The organism is Aquibacillus sediminis (assembly GCF_005870085.1).
In the GTDB taxonomy this organism is placed as follows: domain Bacteria; phylum Bacillota; class Bacilli; order Bacillales; family Amphibacillaceae; genus Aquibacillus_E; species Aquibacillus_E sediminis.
The window spans coordinates 70726-89851 of sequence record NZ_SZNM01000006.1 but is presented as its reverse complement, the minus strand read 5'-3'; the positions used below and the strand labels follow the sequence as shown (position 1 = coordinate 89851).

Below are 19126 nucleotides of genomic sequence, written 5' to 3'. Positions count from 1 at the left end.
GGCATTGGGACAAATAACCAAAATAAAGTCGCCCCTGTCAACATACACACTCCCTCCTTGTTTATACACTTGTATGCATCCCCTATACAAAAGCTCCAATTTGAAGCATTTAAGAAATTACAAACAAACTATAAACGACTATAACATATTAAATATATCAGAACATTAACTTTATTCCAATAATTGTCCACCCATGCATATTTATACACATGACATCGTTTTCATAACTCATATATTGGAAAAAGTCGATAAGTATTCATTAAAAATAATAAAATTAAGTTCGGGTAGTTGTAAGTTTGGGTAGCGTAGCCGATTTGGGGAACAGGCTGACGGACATTTGTTCCTCTATTTACAACAAAAAGAGGCTTTTTTGCCCATTTGCGGACATCTATTCCTCTATTCGCAAGAAAATGAGCAGATTTTCTATAAATCTGCTCAAATAAGGTATTCAAAGTCCGCTCACTCTCGAAGTCGAGCCGAAAATGTAAAATAGCGCACTCAATGTCCGCAGCAACCCTCACCTGCAATCAGTAACTCGCCAAAATCCTATCTCAATTAATTGTAAACATGAACAAACGGTTCTTCTTCACCAGCTTTGCGTGAGATTAAACTTTCTTGATCACCACTGGAGGTAATATTAATTTCTAGATCATAATAGTTTTGAAATCCTTCTGTTACCAATCCATATACATATTGGGTGAAACCAATGACTTCTGCTTTCCCATTAAAGGAAATCGGTATTTCAATGCTTAACTTTTGTAATTGTTCGTTAATATAAAATCCTTTTCCGATCACACTAACGTAATTCGGAAAATAATCTGCAACATCTGATTCAAAGTCACTAAGATTGGTAGAAATATCTGGATACTTTTGTCTTGCTGTTGAAGAAGGAAATAGAATGTATTCCTCATTAACAGATTCCCAATTATCAATGGTTGAACGATCAGCAGGCACATAGGTTTTCGCCACGAAGTTACCTGGAACGATTGATGCTCGGTCTTCCTCACGATATATAGCTATCATTACTGGCACATCACTTAAATCAGACAACGAGCTGTCTTCTCGAATTCTTTGTAAGACTTCTTTTGCAACTTTATTTGCTTCCGACAGCATTTCATCCTGCGGTATATCTTCAAAGAAATAATCACCGTATTCTTCAACCTGATAACGATAGACAGATTTCATTGCAATACCAATCGACACCCCTCCAAGTTCAACTCCATCGTCTTCTGTTCTCCGCAAATAATTTTGTTCTAATACATGTGACAAGTATTTGGGATTATCTTGTTGTTGTTCATGACTTGTTTCATCTTCAATTTCAGGATTTAACCCTAGAGGATTGGAGGAGCTTTGTTCTTCATCCGAATACCGCTCTAGCCAATCATAAACAATATCATCGCTTATATATTGGCCTTCCTGAAAATAGTAATCATCCGTTGAGAAATGTTCCTTGGAGTGTCGACGCAGTCCTTCTTCAAACTCATCAATATCTAGACGATTCGCAACTTGATTGACAATCACTCCACGTGCTTTACTTAATTTATTATCAATTAGCATCCGATAATTTTCATCCGAAATATTGTACCTTGGAATAATCGCTGTTTCGTCACTTGTTTCATCTTGATTTTCTTCCACAACTTCATCCCGTTGCTCAAAAGAAGGGGCACAACTGGTCACAAGCAAAAGGATACCAAAGCCTACACATAGAAACATCATTTTTTTTACATGCATCGTTATCCCCTACTTTCTAATGCCTCTTTTAATTGCTGTTCATCCCAAATCGTAATATCTAATTGTTTTGCCTTATCATATTTGGATCCTGCATCCGCTCCAGCAATTAACAGGTCTGTTTTCTTACTCACACTTCCGGTTACTTTACCACCCAACGCCTCGATTTGTTGTTTCGCATCTTGACGGGAGTAGATCTCCAATTTACCAGTTAACACTATGGTTTTATTCATGAACGGTGAGTCTTCAGGTTGATCTGACTTTTTAGGACCTTTATAGGACATATTCAACCCTAAGCCTTGTAATTCGTCAATCAATTCTAACACTTGCTGTTCACTAAAGTAACGTACGATTGAATCAGCCATTTTTTCACCAATTTCATCAACCGCAACGAAATCATCAAAACTGGCGTTTATCAATTGGTCGATCTCTTCAAAATGCTCTGCTAGCGTACGTGCAGCCTTCGAACCAACATATCGGATTCCTAGACCAAATAATAATCGTTCTAAGGAATTTTCTTTTGAGTTTTCAATCGCGCGTAACAAATTATCAACTGATTTTTCTCCCATTCGTTCTAATTCCAATAATTTGTCCTTTTCCAATCGATAAAGATCGGAAATCGTGTGAACGTAATCTGCTTCAAATAATTGTTGAATCACTTTTTCCCCAAGACCATCGATGTTCATTGCATTTCTAGAAACAAAATGGATTAAACCTTCTTTCAACTGGGCAGGACAGCTAGGATTAATACAACGAAGGGCTACCTCTTCTTCCAATCGAACCAGCTCACTGCCACAAGAAGGACACTCCGTAGGCATGCGGAAAGGCTGTTGTTCCTCGGTTCGCTGGTCTACTAATACCCGAACAACCTCAGGAATAATATCCCCAGCCTTTTTAATCACGACCGTATCGCCAATCCGAATGTCTTTTTCCTGAATAAGGTCTTCATTATGTAGAGAGGCCCGTTGCACCGTCGTTCCTGCTACTTTTACAGGTTCCAATAACGCAGTTGGCGTCACCACACCGGTTCTTCCTACACTTAATTCGATATCAAAAAGTTTGGTTACCACTTCTTCCGCTGGGAACTTATAGGCAATTGCCCAGCGTGGGCTTTTAGCCGTATAACCTAATTGCTCTTGGTAATCGAGACGGTCCACTTTAATAACAATGCCATCAATGTCATAGTTTAAATTCGGACGCTTTTCCACCCAACTGTTCACATAGTCGATCACTTCTTCTATGCCATCACACCGTTTCGTTTCTGGGTTTGTTTTAAACCCTAATTCTTTCAAATATTTCAACCGCTCACTATGGGAACTTAATGTCCCTGCTTCCCACTGGCCCACTGCATATAGAAAAATATCTAAATTTCGTTTGGCAGCAATTTTCGGATCCAATTGGCGTAAAGATCCTGCCGCCGCATTACGCGGATTCGCGAATGGTTCTTCACCATTTTCTTCCTTTTTTTCATTTAAATGAATAAACGATTTTTGCGGCATAAACGCCTCACCACGAACCTCAATCGTATCTGTCTCATCAATTCTGAGTGGAATACTACGAATCGTTTTTAAATTATGGGTGATATCTTCGCCAGTTTGACCATCACCACGAGTCGCACCTTGCGTAAACCTTCCATTCTCATAACGTAAAGACACAGCTAAACCGTCAATTTTCAACTCACAAACATAATTCACATTTTCTATTTCCAAGCCTTCACGTACCCGACGGTCAAAATCGCGCAAATCGTCTTCACTAAAGGCATTCCCTAAGCTAAGCATTGGAATCTCATGTTGCACTTTTTCAAACGCATCTAAAGGTTCTCCTCCAACCCTCATTGAAGGAGAATCTTCTGTCCTTAGCTCGGGAAATTGTTCTTCCAACCTGATGAGCTCTTGCATTTTTTGATCATATTCAAAATCTGACACGGTTGGATTGTCTAACACATAATAGTGATAATTATAGTGATTCAATTGTGTACGTAAGGCATCTATTTGGTTTTTGGCTTCTGTTTGATCCATATGTGACACACACCTCTACTTATTCTTTTGTTATTGGTGCAAATTTAGCCAATAATCTTTTAATGCCGGTTGGTGCAGGGAATGCAATATCTAACTCCATTGCTTCTCCTTCGCCGTGTACTCTAACAACAGTACCTTGTCCCCATTTTTTATGGGTTGCTTTGTCACCTGCTTGCCATCCAATTGACTCGCCACCAGTCGTCGTGGTACGTTTTGCTCTTTTCTTCGGACGTTGTTGGATTGTAGCGAATGGGCTTGTTTTTTGTTGGGACATAGAAGACCCAAATGACGATGGTTTCTCTTGTTCCATTCCTTCTATTAACTCATCTGGAATTTCATTAATAAAACGACTAACAGGGTTCATATTGGTTCTTCCGTATAACGTTCGCATCTTAGCATGAGTGAGGAATAATTGTTTTTCGGCTCTTGTAATCCCAACATATGCTAAACGGCGTTCTTCAGCCATTTCTTCTTCATCCATAATCGAACGACTGTGCGGGAATACATTTTCTTCTAAACCAATGAGGAATACCACTGGAAATTCGAGCCCTTTTGCCGAGTGTAGAGTCATTAATGTAATATTATCATCCGCAGTTGGATCTTCATCGACCTTATCAATATCCGCGATTAATGCTAAGTCTGTTAAAAATGCGACCAATGTTTTATCTTCACTTTGTTCTTCAAAATGCTTTGTAACGGTTTTAAATTCCTCTAAGTTTTCCAAACGGCTTTGGGCTTCGATGCTTCGATCATTTTTCAACATGTCTTCATAACCTGTCCGTCGCAACACCTCATCAACCATATCGGTAGCTGTCAAAAATTCTTGTTGTTGTGTCCAATTTTTAATTAACGCCCCGAATTCAGCAAGTGATTTGGTTGCTTTAGCACTGACACCTACAAAATCAACTTCTTGGACAGCGGTAAATAACGAAATATCATGATCAGCAGCATAGGCTTGTAATTTTTCGACAGATGTTTTCCCTATCCCACGTTTTGGTTCATTAACAACACGGGCGAAGCTTAAATCATCATCGGGATTGACGATTAACCGTAAATAAGCCAACATATCTTTAATTTCTTTCCGATCATAGAACTTGGTACCACCAATGATTTGATAAGGAATATTCGATTTCACAAATGTTTCCTCAATCGAACGCGACTGCGCATTTGTGCGGTAAAGAATCGCAATGTCTTTGTATTCATACTCACCTGAGGCAATAAAATCTTTCACTTTATTCGCAACAAATAACCCTTCTTCTTGTTCAGTTGATGCTTGATAATAATTGATTTTTGATCCTTCTGTGTTATCCGTCCATAACTTCTTTGGTTTCCGTCCTGTATTGTTTTCGATCACTGTATTAGCTGCATCTAGGATTGACTTGGTTGAACGATAGTTTTGTTCCAACATAACAACCGTCGCATTTGGATAATCCTTTTCAAAGGATAAAATATTTTGAATGTCAGCCCCACGCCAGCGATAAATCGACTGATCGGAATCCCCAACCACACATAGATTTTCATATCGTTTTGCTAACAACTTCACCAAATAATATTGGGCATGGTTCGTATCTTGGTACTCATCAACATGAATATATTGAAAACGACGCTGATAATATTCCAATACTTCCGGTACACGTTCGAACAATCGGATTGTCTGCATGATCAAATCATCAAAATCTAATGATTGATTTTTTCTTAATGTTTTTTGATATTTTTCATATACTTTTGCAATTTGTTGGTCGTAAAAATTTCCAACCTTTTGGCTATATTCTTCAGGACTTACTAATTCATTCTTAGCAGAACTAATTGCCCCAAGGATAGCTCGTGGTTCAAATTTCTTCGGATCAATATTGAGTTCTTTCACAATATTTTTGATCACCGTTAGCTGGTCGCCACTATCTAAAATGGAAAAATTACTACTATATCCAATCCGGTCAATATCCCTTCTCAGAATCCGAACACACATCGAGTGGAACGTTGACACCCAGATACTTGCCCCCTCTGGACCAACCAAACGGTATACCCTGTCCTTCATTTCTCTAGCAGCCTTGTTCGTAAATGTAATGGCAAGAATACTACGAGGGGATACTTCTTTCTCCCCTAGCAAATACGCAATACGGTGGGTAAGCACTCGAGTTTTCCCACTCCCAGCACCTGCCATGATTAATAATGGACCTTCTGTATGTTGAACAGCTTCTTTCTGCCTGTTATTTAATCCTTTTAGTAAGTCATCCATCGTTTGACTCACAAGAACACCACCCTTATCTTATTTTTCTTTCACTGCTGGCACAGTTTTTAATGCTTGTTTGACATTATCGTATATGACATTACCAACAACAACAATATCGGCACGTGCTGCCATTTCTTTCGCTTGCTCTGGCGTCGTAATTCCACCACCGTAAATAAACAATGTGGAAGATAATTGCTCGTTTACTTGTTGTACGAGCTGAGGGTCACCATATGTCCCGCTATACTCCAAATAAAAAATCGGCATTCGAAACATATGTTCTGACATTTGTGCATACGCGATCACATCTTCGTTTGTAGGTATGTAACAATCGGTTTGTTGAAAGGCTTTCGCTTCTTCATTCATAATACAATAACCTTCAGTCAAAATCTCTTCCCAGTCAATAAAATGACCAAAATCTTTAACGGCTTGATGTTGAATATCGATCATCCATTTTTTATCTTTACTATTTAAAACAGATGGAACAAAATAATAATCAAATCCTGGTGTAATGGCATCCATATTCGAGATCTCAAGAATACACGGAACAGTAAAACGTCTAATACGGCTTAACAAACCAAGTACATTATCTAACGTAACACCATCTGTACCACCAACAATAATTGCATCAGTCCCTGACTCACATAATTTTGCTAAATTTTCGTCAGATATTTCTTTGTTTGGATCTAATTTAAACACGTGTTCCCACTCACTCATGTTATACACAAACAGTCCTCCTGTATCCAGCTACATTCTAGCTTTCCTGTTTATACTTACATTTATTTTTTCGTGTTAAAAACGGGCCTATCCTATTAAAGCATACAACTTTGTATTATACCAAAAACCAGGTAGTGAATTGAATAGGGGGCTAATAGAAAAACGTCCCATTTTCGCCTACAAGTATACGACGATTAGCACGAAAGGTGATTGAAAAAGAGTGTAGACGCACTCCAATTCACTAAAAACTTAAATCAAGGGAACGTTTTGTGGGGGCACAGTAAATCTGTTTATTGTACCAAAATGCCGCTAATCGATCCGGTTCGGGACAGTAAATCCGTTTATTGTACCAAAATGTCGCATCTCGCTCCGGTTCGGGACAGTAAATCCATTTATTGTACCAAAATGTCGCTAATCGCTTCGGTTCGGGACAGTAAATCCGTTTTTTGTACCAAAATGTCGCATCTCGCTCCGGTTCGGGACAGTAAATCCTTTTTTTGTACCGAAATGTCGCATCTCGCTTCGGTTCGGGACAGTAAATCCATTTATTGTACCGAAATGTCGCATCTCGCTTCGGTTTGGGACAGTAAATCCGTTTTTTGTACCGAAATGTCGCAACCATCTCTGTTTCGGACAGTAAATCCGTTGTATCCCGCTCCATTTCGGGGCAGAGATAAAAAACAAGAAGCTACCTAACTAGTAAGGTAGCTTCTAAAAAGGACAGCCTCTTGTCTTCAACAATCATTGATCTGCTGGGAAAACTAATCCAAACTGTTTTCTAGCTTCTTCTAACACTTCTGCTGTTATGAGTGAATTTTTATACGTGTTTACATCTGACTCTGTTCTATTATTCTCAATTAGCTCGATAAAATGTTTTGCTTCATAATACATCGTATTGGCTTTTTGTTCTTGTGATAAGTTTTCCGTTGTTCCATCATTATACTTTATTTCCACGTGTTGCGGCTGACTAATATTATCCATGATGATACTTCCTTTTTCACCTTGGATTTCTGAAGCAACATAGGAATTGGAAATCTTCGAATACATCACCATGCCATTTATCCCTTGATCCGCATAGTCAAACAAAATACTCCCTTGACCATCAACACCTGAATCTAGCATATAGCTGTTTGCTTTAAGATCGGTAGGTTTGCCAAATAAGCTAATCATTGGGAAGATACAATATATTCCAATATCCATTAATGAGCCGTTCGATAACTCTGGTTTAAACGCATTAAGTACCGTCCCTTGTTTATAGGCATCATATCGAGATGAATATTGACAGTAACTGGCAAAGTAGCGTCGCACCGTTCCAATTTTATCTAGGTTAGCTCGAATCACCTCAAAGTTAGGCATATGTGTCGTTTTTATCGCTTCCATTAGCAAAACATTGTTTTCTTTCGCTGTTTGAATCATTTCTTTAACTTCTGCTGCATTAGAAGCCATTGCTTTTTCTACAATGACATGTTTCCCGCTCTTCATGCAGAGCATCGCTTGCTCCGCATGAAATGCATTAGGACTAGCGATATAGACAGCATCTATTTCCTCGCTATTTGCAAATGTTTCTAAATTTGTGTATGTAGCTGCGATACCACGTTTATCAGCAAATTGATTTGCTTTTTCTTCTGTCCGCGAATATACAGCCGTTGCTTTAAATTCATTTATTTGTTGTGCCGCATCAATGAACGAATCCGTAATCCAGTTCGTTCCTATAAATCCGAATCGCACCATATTTATTATACCCCTTTCAACACGATAAGAGTCGATCGCTACTAAGATGCAAATCGACTCCTACTTTGATTCTATTCCGATTGTTTATCTTCCACACGATCAAGTACCATTTGATAGCCATCGTTCCCATAATCAAGACATCTTTTCACTCGCGAAATCGTCGTTGTTGAAGCATTCGATTCATTAACAATCACTTGATACGTATGTCCTTCTCGAAGCATTTTTGCTACTTGTAACCGTTGGGTAAGTGATTGTATTTCGCTTATTGTGGCAATGTCATCAAAAAATCGATAACATTCTTCTTTGTCTTTTAATGATAGGATCGCTTCAAATAGTTGATCCAATTGCTCACCACGTAGTTTATCAATTTGCATGTCACTCACCTCTCTTTATTCCATCCTATTGAAACGACAACTCTGCTAATCCAGAACTAGGTACAACATTAACCCATGTTTGGCCGGGAACTAAACCAACTGGTTCGCCATCGTCCACAGGTATGATTTGACCATCCACATTTTTCCATTGTAGCTGTTTCATGGTACCTTTTTGGAAAAGGTAGGCATCTCCACCTGATTGAAAATCAACCTCTCTTCGTCCAGCATCATCAATGACCTGGTGATGTGCCTCAATGAAAAAGATATTATCCAGTTGGACTGCTTCCCCGTCTGCCAATTCTAATGTTTCAACATCACCATTGAAACGACTATACTTCTCCGTTTCTGAATTATATTCATATCTTACAGGAGTTGTATCATAGGCATAGCTAATTTCAGTTGCTTGTTCACCATCCAAGGAATCCATTTCTTCTGTTGATAAAAACGGTAAAGGTTTATGCTCTACCTCTACATCATACCCTTTTTGGGATGCAACATCGTAAACAGCATTAAACAAAAGATAAGAGTTATGTGGCGCTACTCGAAAATCTTCTCGTTTAAAAAGGTTTCGGTCATTATCATAATAAGCCCCGTTAAGATTATCAGCAGCCCCAGCTTGTAACATATTCTCGATAAATGTCGCTGCACCGTGATAGACATAGAGCGCATTATAATCATCTGCTAAATTAAAATAGTATGGTCGTGCACTTCGTACTGGTCCAACTATATCTGGTTGCTCACTTTGAAAAAAAGCCATCAAACGCGTGATATCGCCTTCCGCTAAAATCTCAAAAACGATATCCGCTTTCGTTAACCCAGATTGCGGCCTTGCTTTTGGGTGATTATTGACCATGACTGCCACTGCCCGATTCGTTATTTCTTCATTGGTCCCTTCACCTGTATAAGGGAAGGCATATTCAAATGTAGGTTCCTCTTCGTCTTCCTCATCAAGGTCCGTTTCCCCTTCCTCGACTGCATAGACTGGTTCATCGTCCGTTTCTGGTTCTGATTCTGTTTCAGTGACTTGTTCATCGTTTGAACAAGCGGTAAGTACCATTGTTAATACTATAATAGCTCCTATTAACCAGTTCTTTTTATTCACTTACTCCACACACCTTTTACAAAATTTGTCTCTTTTTTGCGATTATATCAAATATTACCTCATTATAGCAGGAAATAGCACCTCATTTTTCTTAACATCTACAATTCCCTGTGGAGTAATGCGAGTAAAAGGCAAATGAATGGACGATAAAAATAATAAAGTAAATGGTGGATCATTATATTTAAAGCCATACTTTTGAAGCACCTGTCTGAATTGGTTATCTAATTTAATTAGATCGTGCATGTTCCCATCATACATCATTCCTGCTAATGTTAATGGAAGCTCAAACACGATTTTCCCTTGGTCAGCAAGGACAATCCCGCCACCTATTTCTTTCATCCTATTAAAAGCAAGCATTAAGTCAGTTTTAGATTTACCAATAAAAATAAAGTCACCTGTACCGGAATAGGAACTAACCAATCCCCCTAATTGACTAGTAAACCCTTTTATAACGGTGTTCACTCGCCATTCTCCATAGCGATCGATTAACATTAAAAATGACTCGTCGTGTGAATGACTCAATTCTTCTATGTTTGTATCAATATTAATCGCGTATGGTTTCGTGATCACATCGTTTTCCAACACCATACCTAATGGAGAGGAAAACTGTAAATCATCCTCTCGTAATTGCCAATCAATCCTTAATTCTTTCAAGCCATAGTGGTGCCAATTTATGTTTTTGTTGTGATCAATGGTTGTTCCTTCTTTACGCAACCATTTACCTTTTGCGATCACAGAAGTTGGGATTGGATTATCTTGTGCTTCTAATATATTCAAATGCGCTACTCTACCAGGCGCGATGCTACCAAGTCGCTCATGCATATTAAAATGTTTAGCCGAATTGTAACTTGCCATCATATAGGCATCAATTATCGGCACACCTTGCTCGATCGCAATCGCGATACATTGGTTAATCACCCCATCTTCATAAAAAGCAGGAGGTGAACCATCGGTTGTATACATCATCGAATCAAATTGGTCAACACCTAATTGTAATAACTCTTTTAAAATATTAGGTAAATCAGGTCGAATTGAAGAATACCTTAACCCAACTTGATACCCCATAAGTAAACGCTTGTATACTTCTTCCCCTGTCATTGCTTCATGGTCCGAACTAGTTCCAAGTAACTTCATTTTCAATAATGTTTTTTCAGAAGCACCTGGAAAGTGACCTTCTACAGGTTTTCCTAAACGTCTTGTTTCTTGCATCCAATATAACACATGGTCATCGCCTCGTAATACTTGTGGCCACGATGTTAACTCCCCACCTTGAACAACAGCAGGGTGATTTAACCAATCAAGAACGACCCCATTCTCAAAGTATTCCTGCTCATAGTTTGATTTCGTTTGCGAATCAAACCTGGCCCACCAATACATGGACACAGGCAGTTCCATAAAGTCATCCAGTAGTGTAAACGCTTTCTTTTGATTAGTTAGAAATATCCACGTTAAATTATCATTAATTAATGTTGTCGTCCCAGTTTGAGCTGCATATTTTGCCAACTCATGGGGATTATATAACTGAAATGGATGTGCATGTGGTTCAATATAGCCTGGAACAACGAATTTACCTTCTACATCTACCGTCTCCGTATTTGCATTGTTATCTGGTAAACGTTCACCAACATATACAATACGATCTTGGTATATCCAAATATTTGCTTGCATCCATTTTTTTAAAAATACATTTAAATACGTAGCATTCTTTATGACAATTGTTGGTGCTATTGTGCCATTTATAACAGCTGTATGTTCCCTAAGTTCTCGGTTACGCCAACGATATAGATGATCGTTCATTTAGGTCACCTTCTTTTGTCTATGATTTTATACGTTTAAATTGCTTTTTAGTTTGTAACTTTATCTAACTAAAAACCTTAAGTTTTCTCTATACTATCACATGATTTAGCGCGATGCATTAAAAAAAAACGAAAGGATTGAGAAAATTTTGATTAAACAAAACATTGGCATTCTTAATGCACTACTTCGCATCACATGCGGCTTGACGTATGTAGCAATTGCAACCGTCAGAATGATACGCAGACCTGAACGTGGTGGTTCAATTTTCATGTTAATCATGGCTGCGTTGAAGGTGGCTGAAGGGATTGTGCGCTATTGTCCTGTGACAGATGTTGTGAAAAGATCGATGGACAATCAAGCAAGTGCACCCACCAACAACGCGAATAAGCAAACATTTCCTAGCATTCAAGATCAAGAAATTGAGCAATTACAAAATGATTTTATGGAAAACTATACTAAATAATTCAAGTAAACGTGCCTTTTACAGGAAAAACTGTAACAAGGGCACGTTTTTTAATGCGGAGTAGCTGTATTATGCGCAATAGCTTTATTATGCAATAGCTTTAACTTTTGTTTACGCTAATTGAAAAGAACGCTATAAGTTCGCCTCGACAGAATACTCGTCTCGTATGGGCCAAGGTCTCAGCCCCTGTATCTGCTCTTAATTTCGTGCTAATCGTTACCTGGATCTGCTCTCAAGCACGAAAACAGTACACGATTTCGTGCTAATCGTTAACCGGATCTGCTCTTAAGCACGAAAACAGTACACGATTTCGTGCTAATCGTTACCTGGATCTGCTCTTAAGCATGAAAACAGTACACGATTTCGTGCTAATCGTTACCCGGATCTGCTCTTAAGCATAAAAACAGTACACGACTTCGTGCTAATCGTTAACCGGATCTGCTCTTAAGCACGAAAACAGTACACGACTTCGTGCTAATCGTTAACCGGATCTGCTCTTAAGCACGAAAACAGTACACGTTATTGCGCAGCATACAGTTTACATGCATTAACAATATTTTTTTAGATCAGCTAGTTTCTTTAAAAACGGCTACTTCGATGATCTTCGTAGCAAAAACAATGCAAGGTAGGATATCACAACAATGGCGATGACCCATGCCCAGGCAAGTGACATACGATTCGATTCCATCGCAACATAAATAGCTGTAGGAATTGTTTGTGTTTTTCCTGGTATATTCCCAGCAAACATCATTGTCGCCCCAAACTCCCCAATCGCCCTTGCAAAGCTTAACACGACACCAGTAATCATCGATTTATAGCAAAGCGGTAACGTAATATACCATAAAACTTTCCATTCATTCGCTCCGTCGACACGACCTGCATTCTCTACATCTTGATCTACCGTATCAAATCCCGTTTTCACAGATTGGTACATCAATGGAAAAGAAACGACCACCGCTGCAATCACAGCAGCTACCATCGTAAACATAATGGATTGATTAAAAAAATAATCCATCAGCTGCCCAATGATACTTGATCCACCAAATACCACCACCAATAAAAAACCGACGACTGTCGGCGGTAGTACAACAGGCAACAAGATAAGCGTTTCTACTGCTGTTTTTCCTTTAAAATGGTGATTAGACATGAACCACCCAATTAAAATACCGAAAATAGTCACGATTGTAACGGCAAGGCTGGTCACTTGAAATGACAGCTGAATCGGTTGCCAAAACGCTTGTACCGTCATGACTCAGCCACCTCAATAGGGGTAAAGCCATATGTTTGGAAAACCTCTACAGCCTGTTCACTCGTTAAAAATTGATAAAACTTGACGGCATGTTGAGGATGTTTGGTATCTTTTAAGATTGCCAACGGATATTGAATGTTGTCATGATCAATTTCATTTGCAATCCCCACCACTTCCACCTTATCTGACTTTACAGCATCTGTTGCATAAACCATTCCAACTTGTACATTCCCCGTTTCCACATACGTTAAAACCTGTGTAACATCTTTTCCAAACACTATTTTTTCTTCAACCGCTTCAAACACATTCCTACTCTCTAATGTTTGTTTCGCATACATACCAGCAGGAACACTTTCCGGAGTACCGATCGCAATTTTTTCAATTGCCGGTTGGTTGAGTTGCCGAAACCCTTCAACAAGCTGTTTAACATCGCTTGACCTAATTAAAACAATTTGATTGGTAACTAAAGGAGTTGTATACCTTTCATCAAGCAACCCTTGTTCGCGAAGAACATCCATCTTGTCACTTGCAGCAGACAGGAATAGATCAACTGGTGCCCCTTGTGCAATTTGCTGTTGTAACCCCCCTGAAGAACCGACATTGAGTAAGACGTCGATATCGGGATGTTCCTCTTCAAATTTTGTCACAACTTCATCCAGTGCATCTGCCATACTCGCCGCTACCGATACAGTTAATTGTGTATTTTTTGAAGTCTCATTTGGCTGAGATGGTGAACAAGCTGATAAAACAGTCATCACGGTAAAAAACAGGCATAATTTATTAATGTTTCGCTTTAACATGTTCATTCCTCTTTTAAAAATCTTAATAAAATCGTTGTGATGGTATTATTTTATCATTTGTTCTCGTTTAAAACAGTACAAAATTAGTTGACAAGATTGCCAACTATTGATATACGATATATGCTTATCCTCCAATATAAGACATTTCAATTTTAGCCCTATTTTTGACCGATTCCTCTGTGCGTTCATCTGAATAGCGATCAGTTCTGTTCCCCCAAATAGAAGTTATTTTCTCTTCTATCTGTTCATCACTAAGGTCCGTCCGAACTAATTCTCTTAGGTCAAAACCATCTGTTGCAAATAAACAAGTGAAAAATTTTCCATCAGCAGCAATCCGCGCCCGTGTGCAACTTGAACAAAATGATTCCGAAACAGAAGTAATAAAACCAACTTCTGTCTTCGTACCTTTATAACGATAACGTTTCGCAACTTCCCCAAAATACGCTCGTTCCACAGGCTCTAACTCAAATTCGGAGGCTAACTGTTGATAGATTTCTTTTTTCGTAACCACAGAAGAAAAGTCCCAACCATTTGATTGCCCAACATCCATAAATTCAATAAATCGTAATGCTATTCCACGCTCTTTAAAATAACGAGCCATCGGTAGGATCTCATGGTCATTCATTCCTTTTTTCACGACCATGTTAACTTTAACGTCCAAACCTACTTCCAGTGCTTGATCAATCCCTTTTATAACCCAGTCCGGCTTGACACCTCGATCATTGATCGCTTGAAATGTTTTAGCATCTAACGCGTCTAAACTGACATTTATACGATCTAGCCCTGCTTGCTTTAACGCTTTTGCTTGTTTAACGAGATGCACGGCATTGGTTGTTAACGCAATATCTTCTATGCCTGTAATACCTTTTATCTTCCTAATTAATTGATCTAAATCTTTCCTAAGTAACGGCTCTCCGCCAGTTAATCTTATTTTCTTAACACCTAACCCAGCAAAAACAGTAACCAATCTTTCAATCTCTGTAAAAGATAGAAGTTGATCCTGAGGTAAAAACGGATAATCTTTACCAAAAATCTCTTTTGGCATGCAATAGGTACACCGGAAGTTGCAGCGGTCTATGACTGAAATACGCAAATCTCGAAGTGGTCGTCCAAACTGATCCTGTACCGTACTATCCTTCATGCAATAATTCTCCTCTACAAAAAGTTTTCGTATTTAACTATCCTATTTATCTCCACCTTACATTATGTGAATAGGTGTGGCTAGTAAACGAATTGCCTAGGAGATTGTGGCCAGACTGTACTTTTTGTTATACATATCGAGAACTGCAACAAAATATTTGTATAACTTGGTTTCGAATTGCGTTGGGGGAAGTTTGTCCTACTTCGCTTACCTTTTCTCACAGGTTCAAGTAACTTATTCTGCTTTGTTGACCTTATTCGATGACTCCAACCTGACGAGGTATGAAGTAGTAGGATTTGTTGCAATAAGGGGGAAATATGCCGTTAAAATAAAACTACCTAGCGTTATACCAACGTTAGTTCATCCGCTTTTGCTTTTGCTTGATTTCATTAATCGTCTCTTTATCATTTTAGCTTCATTTTGTATATGATTACTAAACTTATCAGGATTTGCTATTATTTTATTACACATCGTTAAAATTTGGTTTTGTATCCATTGTTCATCATTTATTTTCTCATATTGAAATGTGAGTCCTTCTCGTAAGTTATTCGCTTTTTTATTTGATGCATCTGTATTCATACTTGTTATTTCCCTTCTTTATTACTATTCAAACACTAATAGTTAAAATTGTTTATTTTTATATTCAAAATACATTAAACTAGTACTGTACGCTATAGGTTAGAGGTTGGGAAATGTATCCATTAAAAACCAAATTAAATTCATAAATACCCTTATGTATTTCCCAACACAAAAATCGCGTTAATTTTATGGAGGCATATAGAATGAACAGAGGAAGTCTAATTAAGTATCACCGGCAAGAAAAAGGTGTTACACAAAAACAACTAGCAAAGGGTATTTGTTCTATTTCATATTTGAGTAAAATAGAGAATGAAACGACTGTTCCTAGCGAGGAAATCCTTACCTTATTAAGTCAACGACTAAACATATGTCAAGAGTCTATTAAAACATTCGAATTTGACCCTAAATTGAAGCAAAAAATGTACAAATGGTATGACTATATAAAAAGAAAAAATAGAGAAGAAAGTAACTTGCTTTACGAAGAAATTACAAAAAGTATGTCAAATAATTATAATTCTGAATTAAAAACGATTTATAAACTGTTTTCATTTCGATATTTTATTTACTTAAACAAATTAGATCAAGCAACTGAGTTTTTACTAGAATTAGAAAATGTTAGTGAGTTTTTTACAGAAGAACAACGTTATAATTACCATAAATTCACAGCAATGCTTTTAAATAAGAAAGGTCGCTTGAATGAAGCCTTAGAACAACTTGACATCGTTGACTCCATTAATGAAAATCTACACACCGTTGACCCAGAATTAGATTATTATACTTCTATTATATACAGTCGTTTAAATAAGCTAGCTAATTCTATTATATATGCAAATAAAGCTTTAGAAATATACCAGAAATCATTCGATTATAATCGTGTATCTGATTGCTGTATGATATTAGGAATTAATTTTAATTTGTTAGGAGATTATGAGAAAGCTGTCTATTACATGGAAAGAATGCTATCGCTTGGGACTGAAAAATCACCTAAAGAACTCGCCGGCGCGTATCATAATTTATCCTATATCCATATGAATTTAGAAGAATACGAAAGTGCGCTTCGTTACGCTGATAAATCTATCAAACTAAAAGAAAACGAAGCATTGAGTATAAATACGATTCATCTTAAATCATTGATCTATATGTATAAAGGAAACAACGAAAAGGCAAAAACATTGGCTAACAAAGGTTATTTGTTAGCTATTGAGCATCAAAACAAGAAATTTGAATACAAATTCTATGTTTTAAATTATAGGTTGGACGGATGCAATTTCGATCAATCAGTATTAGAGAAATTGCAAAATGAAGTATTATCTTACTTCAAGGAATTAGGAGAACTGTTAGAATATAGAAATTTATTAAAGATCTTAGGTGATGTTTACTATAAAAATCGATTGTACAAGCTATCTGCACAATTCTATAAGATGGTTACTGATACATTATAACTTCACTCAGCGGGCATTTTTGTTCTATTAGCCTGAACCAATTCGGATGAAGAAAGTTTACTCCCCTTTAAACTTCTGTTTTGACGCAGGGAGTTCTTACGGATGGGTGTACAGGGGTAAAATAAGGAGGAATACACAATGAAAAAACTCTTAAGTATTTTAATCATTTGTATTTTAAGCATTGGAATGGTCCATAACACCTTTTCTGAACAGGTTAGTAACGAATCAGAGTACCCAGATAGCATTTACCAAGAATATTCGTTAGTAAGCGAAGCTTCTAGTAATGGATCAGAACATCCGGACGATTTATAAATGAATAATAATTATTATTGGAACAGCGATTATTAAGTCGTTGTTTCTTTTCCTTAAGCGCACTGCAAATAACAAAACGCGTGATTGCCCCCTTCAGCAACCACGCGTTTTGTTATTTTATGAATCTATCACCTGTTTTTGATTAAACCCAATATCACTACGATAGAAAAAATCATCATTTTCATCAAATATACGTAAATACTCATAGACTGCTTGTTGTGCCTGGCGTTGACTTGCTTGTAGGGACCCTACTAATAAGACTCTTCCTCCAGTGGCACAATAAGCACCACTTGGATCGCTACCTGTCCCCGCATGAATTACAAAGCAATCATCACTCTCTTCCAATCGTGGTAAAGGAACTTGTTTTTGGTACTTACCAGGGTAACCTTTCGAAGCAACAACGGTTCCGATACAATAAGCATCTTTCCATTCTAACGCTGGATCTTTTCCACTTGTTACATCGGTAATAACCTGTAGCAAATCATTTTTTAAGAGCGGGAGAACAACTTGTGTTTCTGGGTCACCAAACCTAGCATTGAACTCAATAACCTTTGGACCTTGAGGCGTTTCGATTAAACCAGCATATAAAATCCCAGTAAACGAACGACCTTCTTCTACCATGCCTTTTGCAGTAGGATGAAGAATATGCTCCACTGCAAATTCAATCTCTTGCGCTTGTAAGTCTGGCACAGGACAGTAAGCCCCCATGCCACCAGTATTAGGTCCCTTGTCACCATCAAACGCTCGCTTATGATCGCGGGCAGGCAACATCGGATAAACATGTTCGCCATCAACAAAAGCCATCAACGAAAACTCATTTCCGTCCAAAAACTCTTCAATCACAACACGACTACCTGCATCACCAAATTGATTACCCACGAGCATCTGATCAACTGCATCAAGTGCTTCTATCACTGTTTGTGCGACAACCACCCCCTTGCCTGCAGCTAAGCCATCTGCTTTGACAACAATCGGTGCACCTTTGGCTTCAATATACTGCTTCGCCTCTGACGCATTCGTAAATGTTTGATAATCAGCGGTAGGAATAGCATATTTTTTCATAAATGATTTCGCAAAATCTTTACTACCTTCAATCAAGGCCGCTTGCTTAGTTGGGCCAAACACATTTAGGCCCACTTGTTGGAAAGCATCGACGATTCCAGCGTTAAGCGGAACTTCCGGACCAACAATTGTCCAATCAATCTTATGGTCTTGGGCAAAAGCAACTAAAGCATCAATCTCATCGTCTTTTATTCCTACACATGTCGCTAAAGTCTCCACCCCCGCGTTTCCTGGCGCAGCATAAATCGTTGCTACCTGTTCACTTTCTGCTAATTTTTTAACAAGGCTATGTTCGCGACCACCGCCACCAACGACTAACACGTCCATCGTTCTCCCCCCTTGATTTTAAACAAAACTTGGCAAGTGCCAAGTTTAAGGTGCAGG

16 protein-coding genes are annotated in these 19126 nt (G+C 38.2%); 3 read left to right on the top strand and 13 right to left on the bottom strand.

Annotation, left to right across the window (positions count from 1 at the left end):
* Nucleotides 1–555 precede the first annotated feature (555 nt).
* The 8 genes from FCI53_RS08635 to FCI53_RS08600 form a co-directional block, all read right to left on the bottom strand.
* Nucleotides 556–1731: a CamS family sex pheromone protein gene (locus tag FCI53_RS08635; RefSeq protein WP_138417862.1), complete on the bottom strand. Its 1176-nt coding sequence runs from the start codon at nucleotides 1729–1731 to the stop codon at nucleotides 556–558.
* Between the two features lie 2 nt (nucleotides 1732–1733).
* The gene (gene ligA, locus FCI53_RS08630; RefSeq protein ID WP_138417860.1) at nucleotides 1734–3746 is read right to left on the bottom strand and encodes an NAD-dependent DNA ligase LigA; all 2013 of its coding nucleotides are present in this window, start codon (nucleotides 3744–3746) and stop codon (nucleotides 1734–1736) included.
* Nucleotides 3747–3765: 19 nt separating this feature from the next.
* On the bottom strand, nucleotides 3766–5982 hold the full coding sequence (gene pcrA, locus FCI53_RS08625) for a DNA helicase PcrA (RefSeq protein WP_425457168.1): 2217 nt from the start codon (nucleotides 5980–5982) through the stop codon (nucleotides 3766–3768).
* 30 nt (nucleotides 5983–6012) lie between these two features.
* Nucleotides 6013–6699 (bottom strand): heptaprenylglyceryl phosphate synthase, encoded by a 687-nt coding sequence (gene pcrB / locus FCI53_RS08620; RefSeq protein ID WP_138417856.1) that lies wholly within the window; start codon nucleotides 6697–6699, stop codon nucleotides 6013–6015.
* A gap of 732 nt (nucleotides 6700–7431) precedes the next feature.
* The gene (locus tag FCI53_RS08615) at nucleotides 7432–8421 is read right to left on the bottom strand and encodes a Gfo/Idh/MocA family protein (RefSeq protein WP_138417854.1); all 990 of its coding nucleotides are present in this window, start codon (nucleotides 8419–8421) and stop codon (nucleotides 7432–7434) included.
* A gap of 71 nt (nucleotides 8422–8492) precedes the next feature.
* Nucleotides 8493–8795: a YerC/YecD family TrpR-related protein gene (locus FCI53_RS08610; RefSeq protein ID WP_138417852.1), complete on the bottom strand. Its 303-nt coding sequence runs from the start codon at nucleotides 8793–8795 to the stop codon at nucleotides 8493–8495.
* 25 nt (nucleotides 8796–8820) lie between these two features.
* Complete coding sequence (locus tag FCI53_RS08605) at nucleotides 8821–9897, bottom strand: DUF3048 domain-containing protein (protein WP_246050056.1); 1077 nt, start codon at nucleotides 9895–9897, stop codon at nucleotides 8821–8823.
* A gap of 54 nt (nucleotides 9898–9951) precedes the next feature.
* Complete coding sequence (locus FCI53_RS08600) at nucleotides 9952–11694, bottom strand: adenine deaminase C-terminal domain-containing protein (RefSeq protein ID WP_138417850.1); 1743 nt, start codon at nucleotides 11692–11694, stop codon at nucleotides 9952–9954.
* A 148-nt stretch (nucleotides 11695–11842) separates the two neighbouring features.
* Here FCI53_RS08600 and FCI53_RS08595 point away from each other — a divergent pair, with 148 nt between their 5' ends.
* Complete coding sequence (locus tag FCI53_RS08595) at nucleotides 11843–12157, top strand: YgaP family membrane protein (RefSeq protein WP_246050055.1); 315 nt, start codon at nucleotides 11843–11845, stop codon at nucleotides 12155–12157.
* A gap of 589 nt (nucleotides 12158–12746) precedes the next feature.
* Here FCI53_RS08595 and modB read toward each other — a convergent pair.
* The 4 genes from modB to FCI53_RS08575 form a co-directional block, all read right to left on the bottom strand.
* Entirely contained in the window at nucleotides 12747–13406 is a 660-nt protein-coding gene (modB, locus tag FCI53_RS08590; RefSeq protein ID WP_138417846.1) for a molybdate ABC transporter permease subunit, read from the bottom strand.
* A complete protein-coding gene (gene modA, locus FCI53_RS08585; RefSeq protein ID WP_246050054.1) occupies nucleotides 13403–14206 on the bottom strand; it encodes a molybdate ABC transporter substrate-binding protein in 804 nt (267 codons plus the stop codon). The genes modB and modA overlap by 4 nt, the downstream gene beginning before the upstream one ends.
* A gap of 124 nt (nucleotides 14207–14330) precedes the next feature.
* Complete coding sequence (moaA, locus tag FCI53_RS08580) at nucleotides 14331–15347, bottom strand: GTP 3',8-cyclase MoaA (protein ID WP_138417844.1); 1017 nt, start codon at nucleotides 15345–15347, stop codon at nucleotides 14331–14333.
* Nucleotides 15348–15707: 360 nt separating this feature from the next.
* On the bottom strand, nucleotides 15708–15926 hold the full coding sequence (locus FCI53_RS08575; protein WP_138417842.1) for a hypothetical protein: 219 nt from the start codon (nucleotides 15924–15926) through the stop codon (nucleotides 15708–15710).
* A 203-nt stretch (nucleotides 15927–16129) separates the two neighbouring features.
* Between FCI53_RS08575 and FCI53_RS08570 the strand changes: the two genes are divergently transcribed.
* Nucleotides 16130–17368 carry a helix-turn-helix domain-containing protein gene (locus FCI53_RS08570; RefSeq protein ID WP_171038113.1) on the top strand — a complete coding sequence of 413 codons (1239 nt, stop codon included), beginning with the start codon at nucleotides 16130–16132 and terminating at the stop codon, nucleotides 17366–17368.
* A 138-nt stretch (nucleotides 17369–17506) separates the two neighbouring features.
* Nucleotides 17507–17680, top strand: a complete 174-nt coding sequence (locus FCI53_RS21390; RefSeq protein WP_171038112.1) for a hypothetical protein — start codon at nucleotides 17507–17509, stop codon at nucleotides 17678–17680.
* Between the two features lie 117 nt (nucleotides 17681–17797).
* On the opposite strand, the gene purD is transcribed toward FCI53_RS21390, so the two are convergent.
* On the bottom strand, nucleotides 17798–19069 hold the full coding sequence (gene purD, locus FCI53_RS08565; RefSeq protein ID WP_138417838.1) for a phosphoribosylamine--glycine ligase: 1272 nt from the start codon (nucleotides 19067–19069) through the stop codon (nucleotides 17798–17800).
* Nucleotides 19070–19126: the final 57 nt, after the last annotated feature.

Bases quoted from the DNA above. Each gene is read 5' to 3' on its own strand.
- FCI53_RS08635 (WP_138417862.1), bottom strand. From the start codon at position 1,731: ATGCATGTAAAAAAAATGATGTTTCTATGTGTAGGCTTTGGTATCCTT.
- FCI53_RS08570 (WP_171038113.1), top strand. From the start codon at position 16,130: ATGAACAGAGGAAGTCTAATTAAGTATCACCGGCAAGAAAAAGGTGTT.
- modB (WP_138417846.1), bottom strand. From the start codon at position 13,406: ATGACGGTACAAGCGTTTTGGCAACCGATTCAGCTGTCATTTCAAGTG.
- FCI53_RS08610 (WP_138417852.1), bottom strand. From the start codon at position 8,795: ATGCAAATTGATAAACTACGTGGTGAGCAATTGGATCAACTATTTGAA.
- modA (WP_246050054.1), bottom strand. From the start codon at position 14,206: ATGTTAAAGCGAAACATTAATAAATTATGCCTGTTTTTTACCGTGATG.
- FCI53_RS08615 (WP_138417854.1), bottom strand. From the start codon at position 8,421: ATGGTGCGATTCGGATTTATAGGAACGAACTGGATTACGGATTCGTTC.
- FCI53_RS21390 (WP_171038112.1), top strand. From the start codon at position 17,507: ATGAAAAAACTCTTAAGTATTTTAATCATTTGTATTTTAAGCATTGGA.
- ligA (WP_138417860.1), bottom strand. From the start codon at position 3,746: ATGGATCAAACAGAAGCCAAAAACCAAATAGATGCCTTACGTACACAA.
- moaA (WP_138417844.1), bottom strand. From the start codon at position 15,347: ATGAAGGATAGTACGGTACAGGATCAGTTTGGACGACCACTTCGAGAT.
- FCI53_RS08575 (WP_138417842.1), bottom strand. From the start codon at position 15,926: ATGAATACAGATGCATCAAATAAAAAAGCGAATAACTTACGAGAAGGA.
- FCI53_RS08600 (WP_138417850.1), bottom strand. From the start codon at position 11,694: ATGAACGATCATCTATATCGTTGGCGTAACCGAGAACTTAGGGAACAT.
- pcrA (WP_425457168.1), bottom strand. From the start codon at position 5,982: ATGGATGACTTACTAAAAGGATTAAATAACAGGCAGAAAGAAGCTGTT.
- purD (WP_138417838.1), bottom strand. From the start codon at position 19,069: ATGGACGTGTTAGTCGTTGGTGGCGGTGGTCGCGAACATAGCCTTGTT.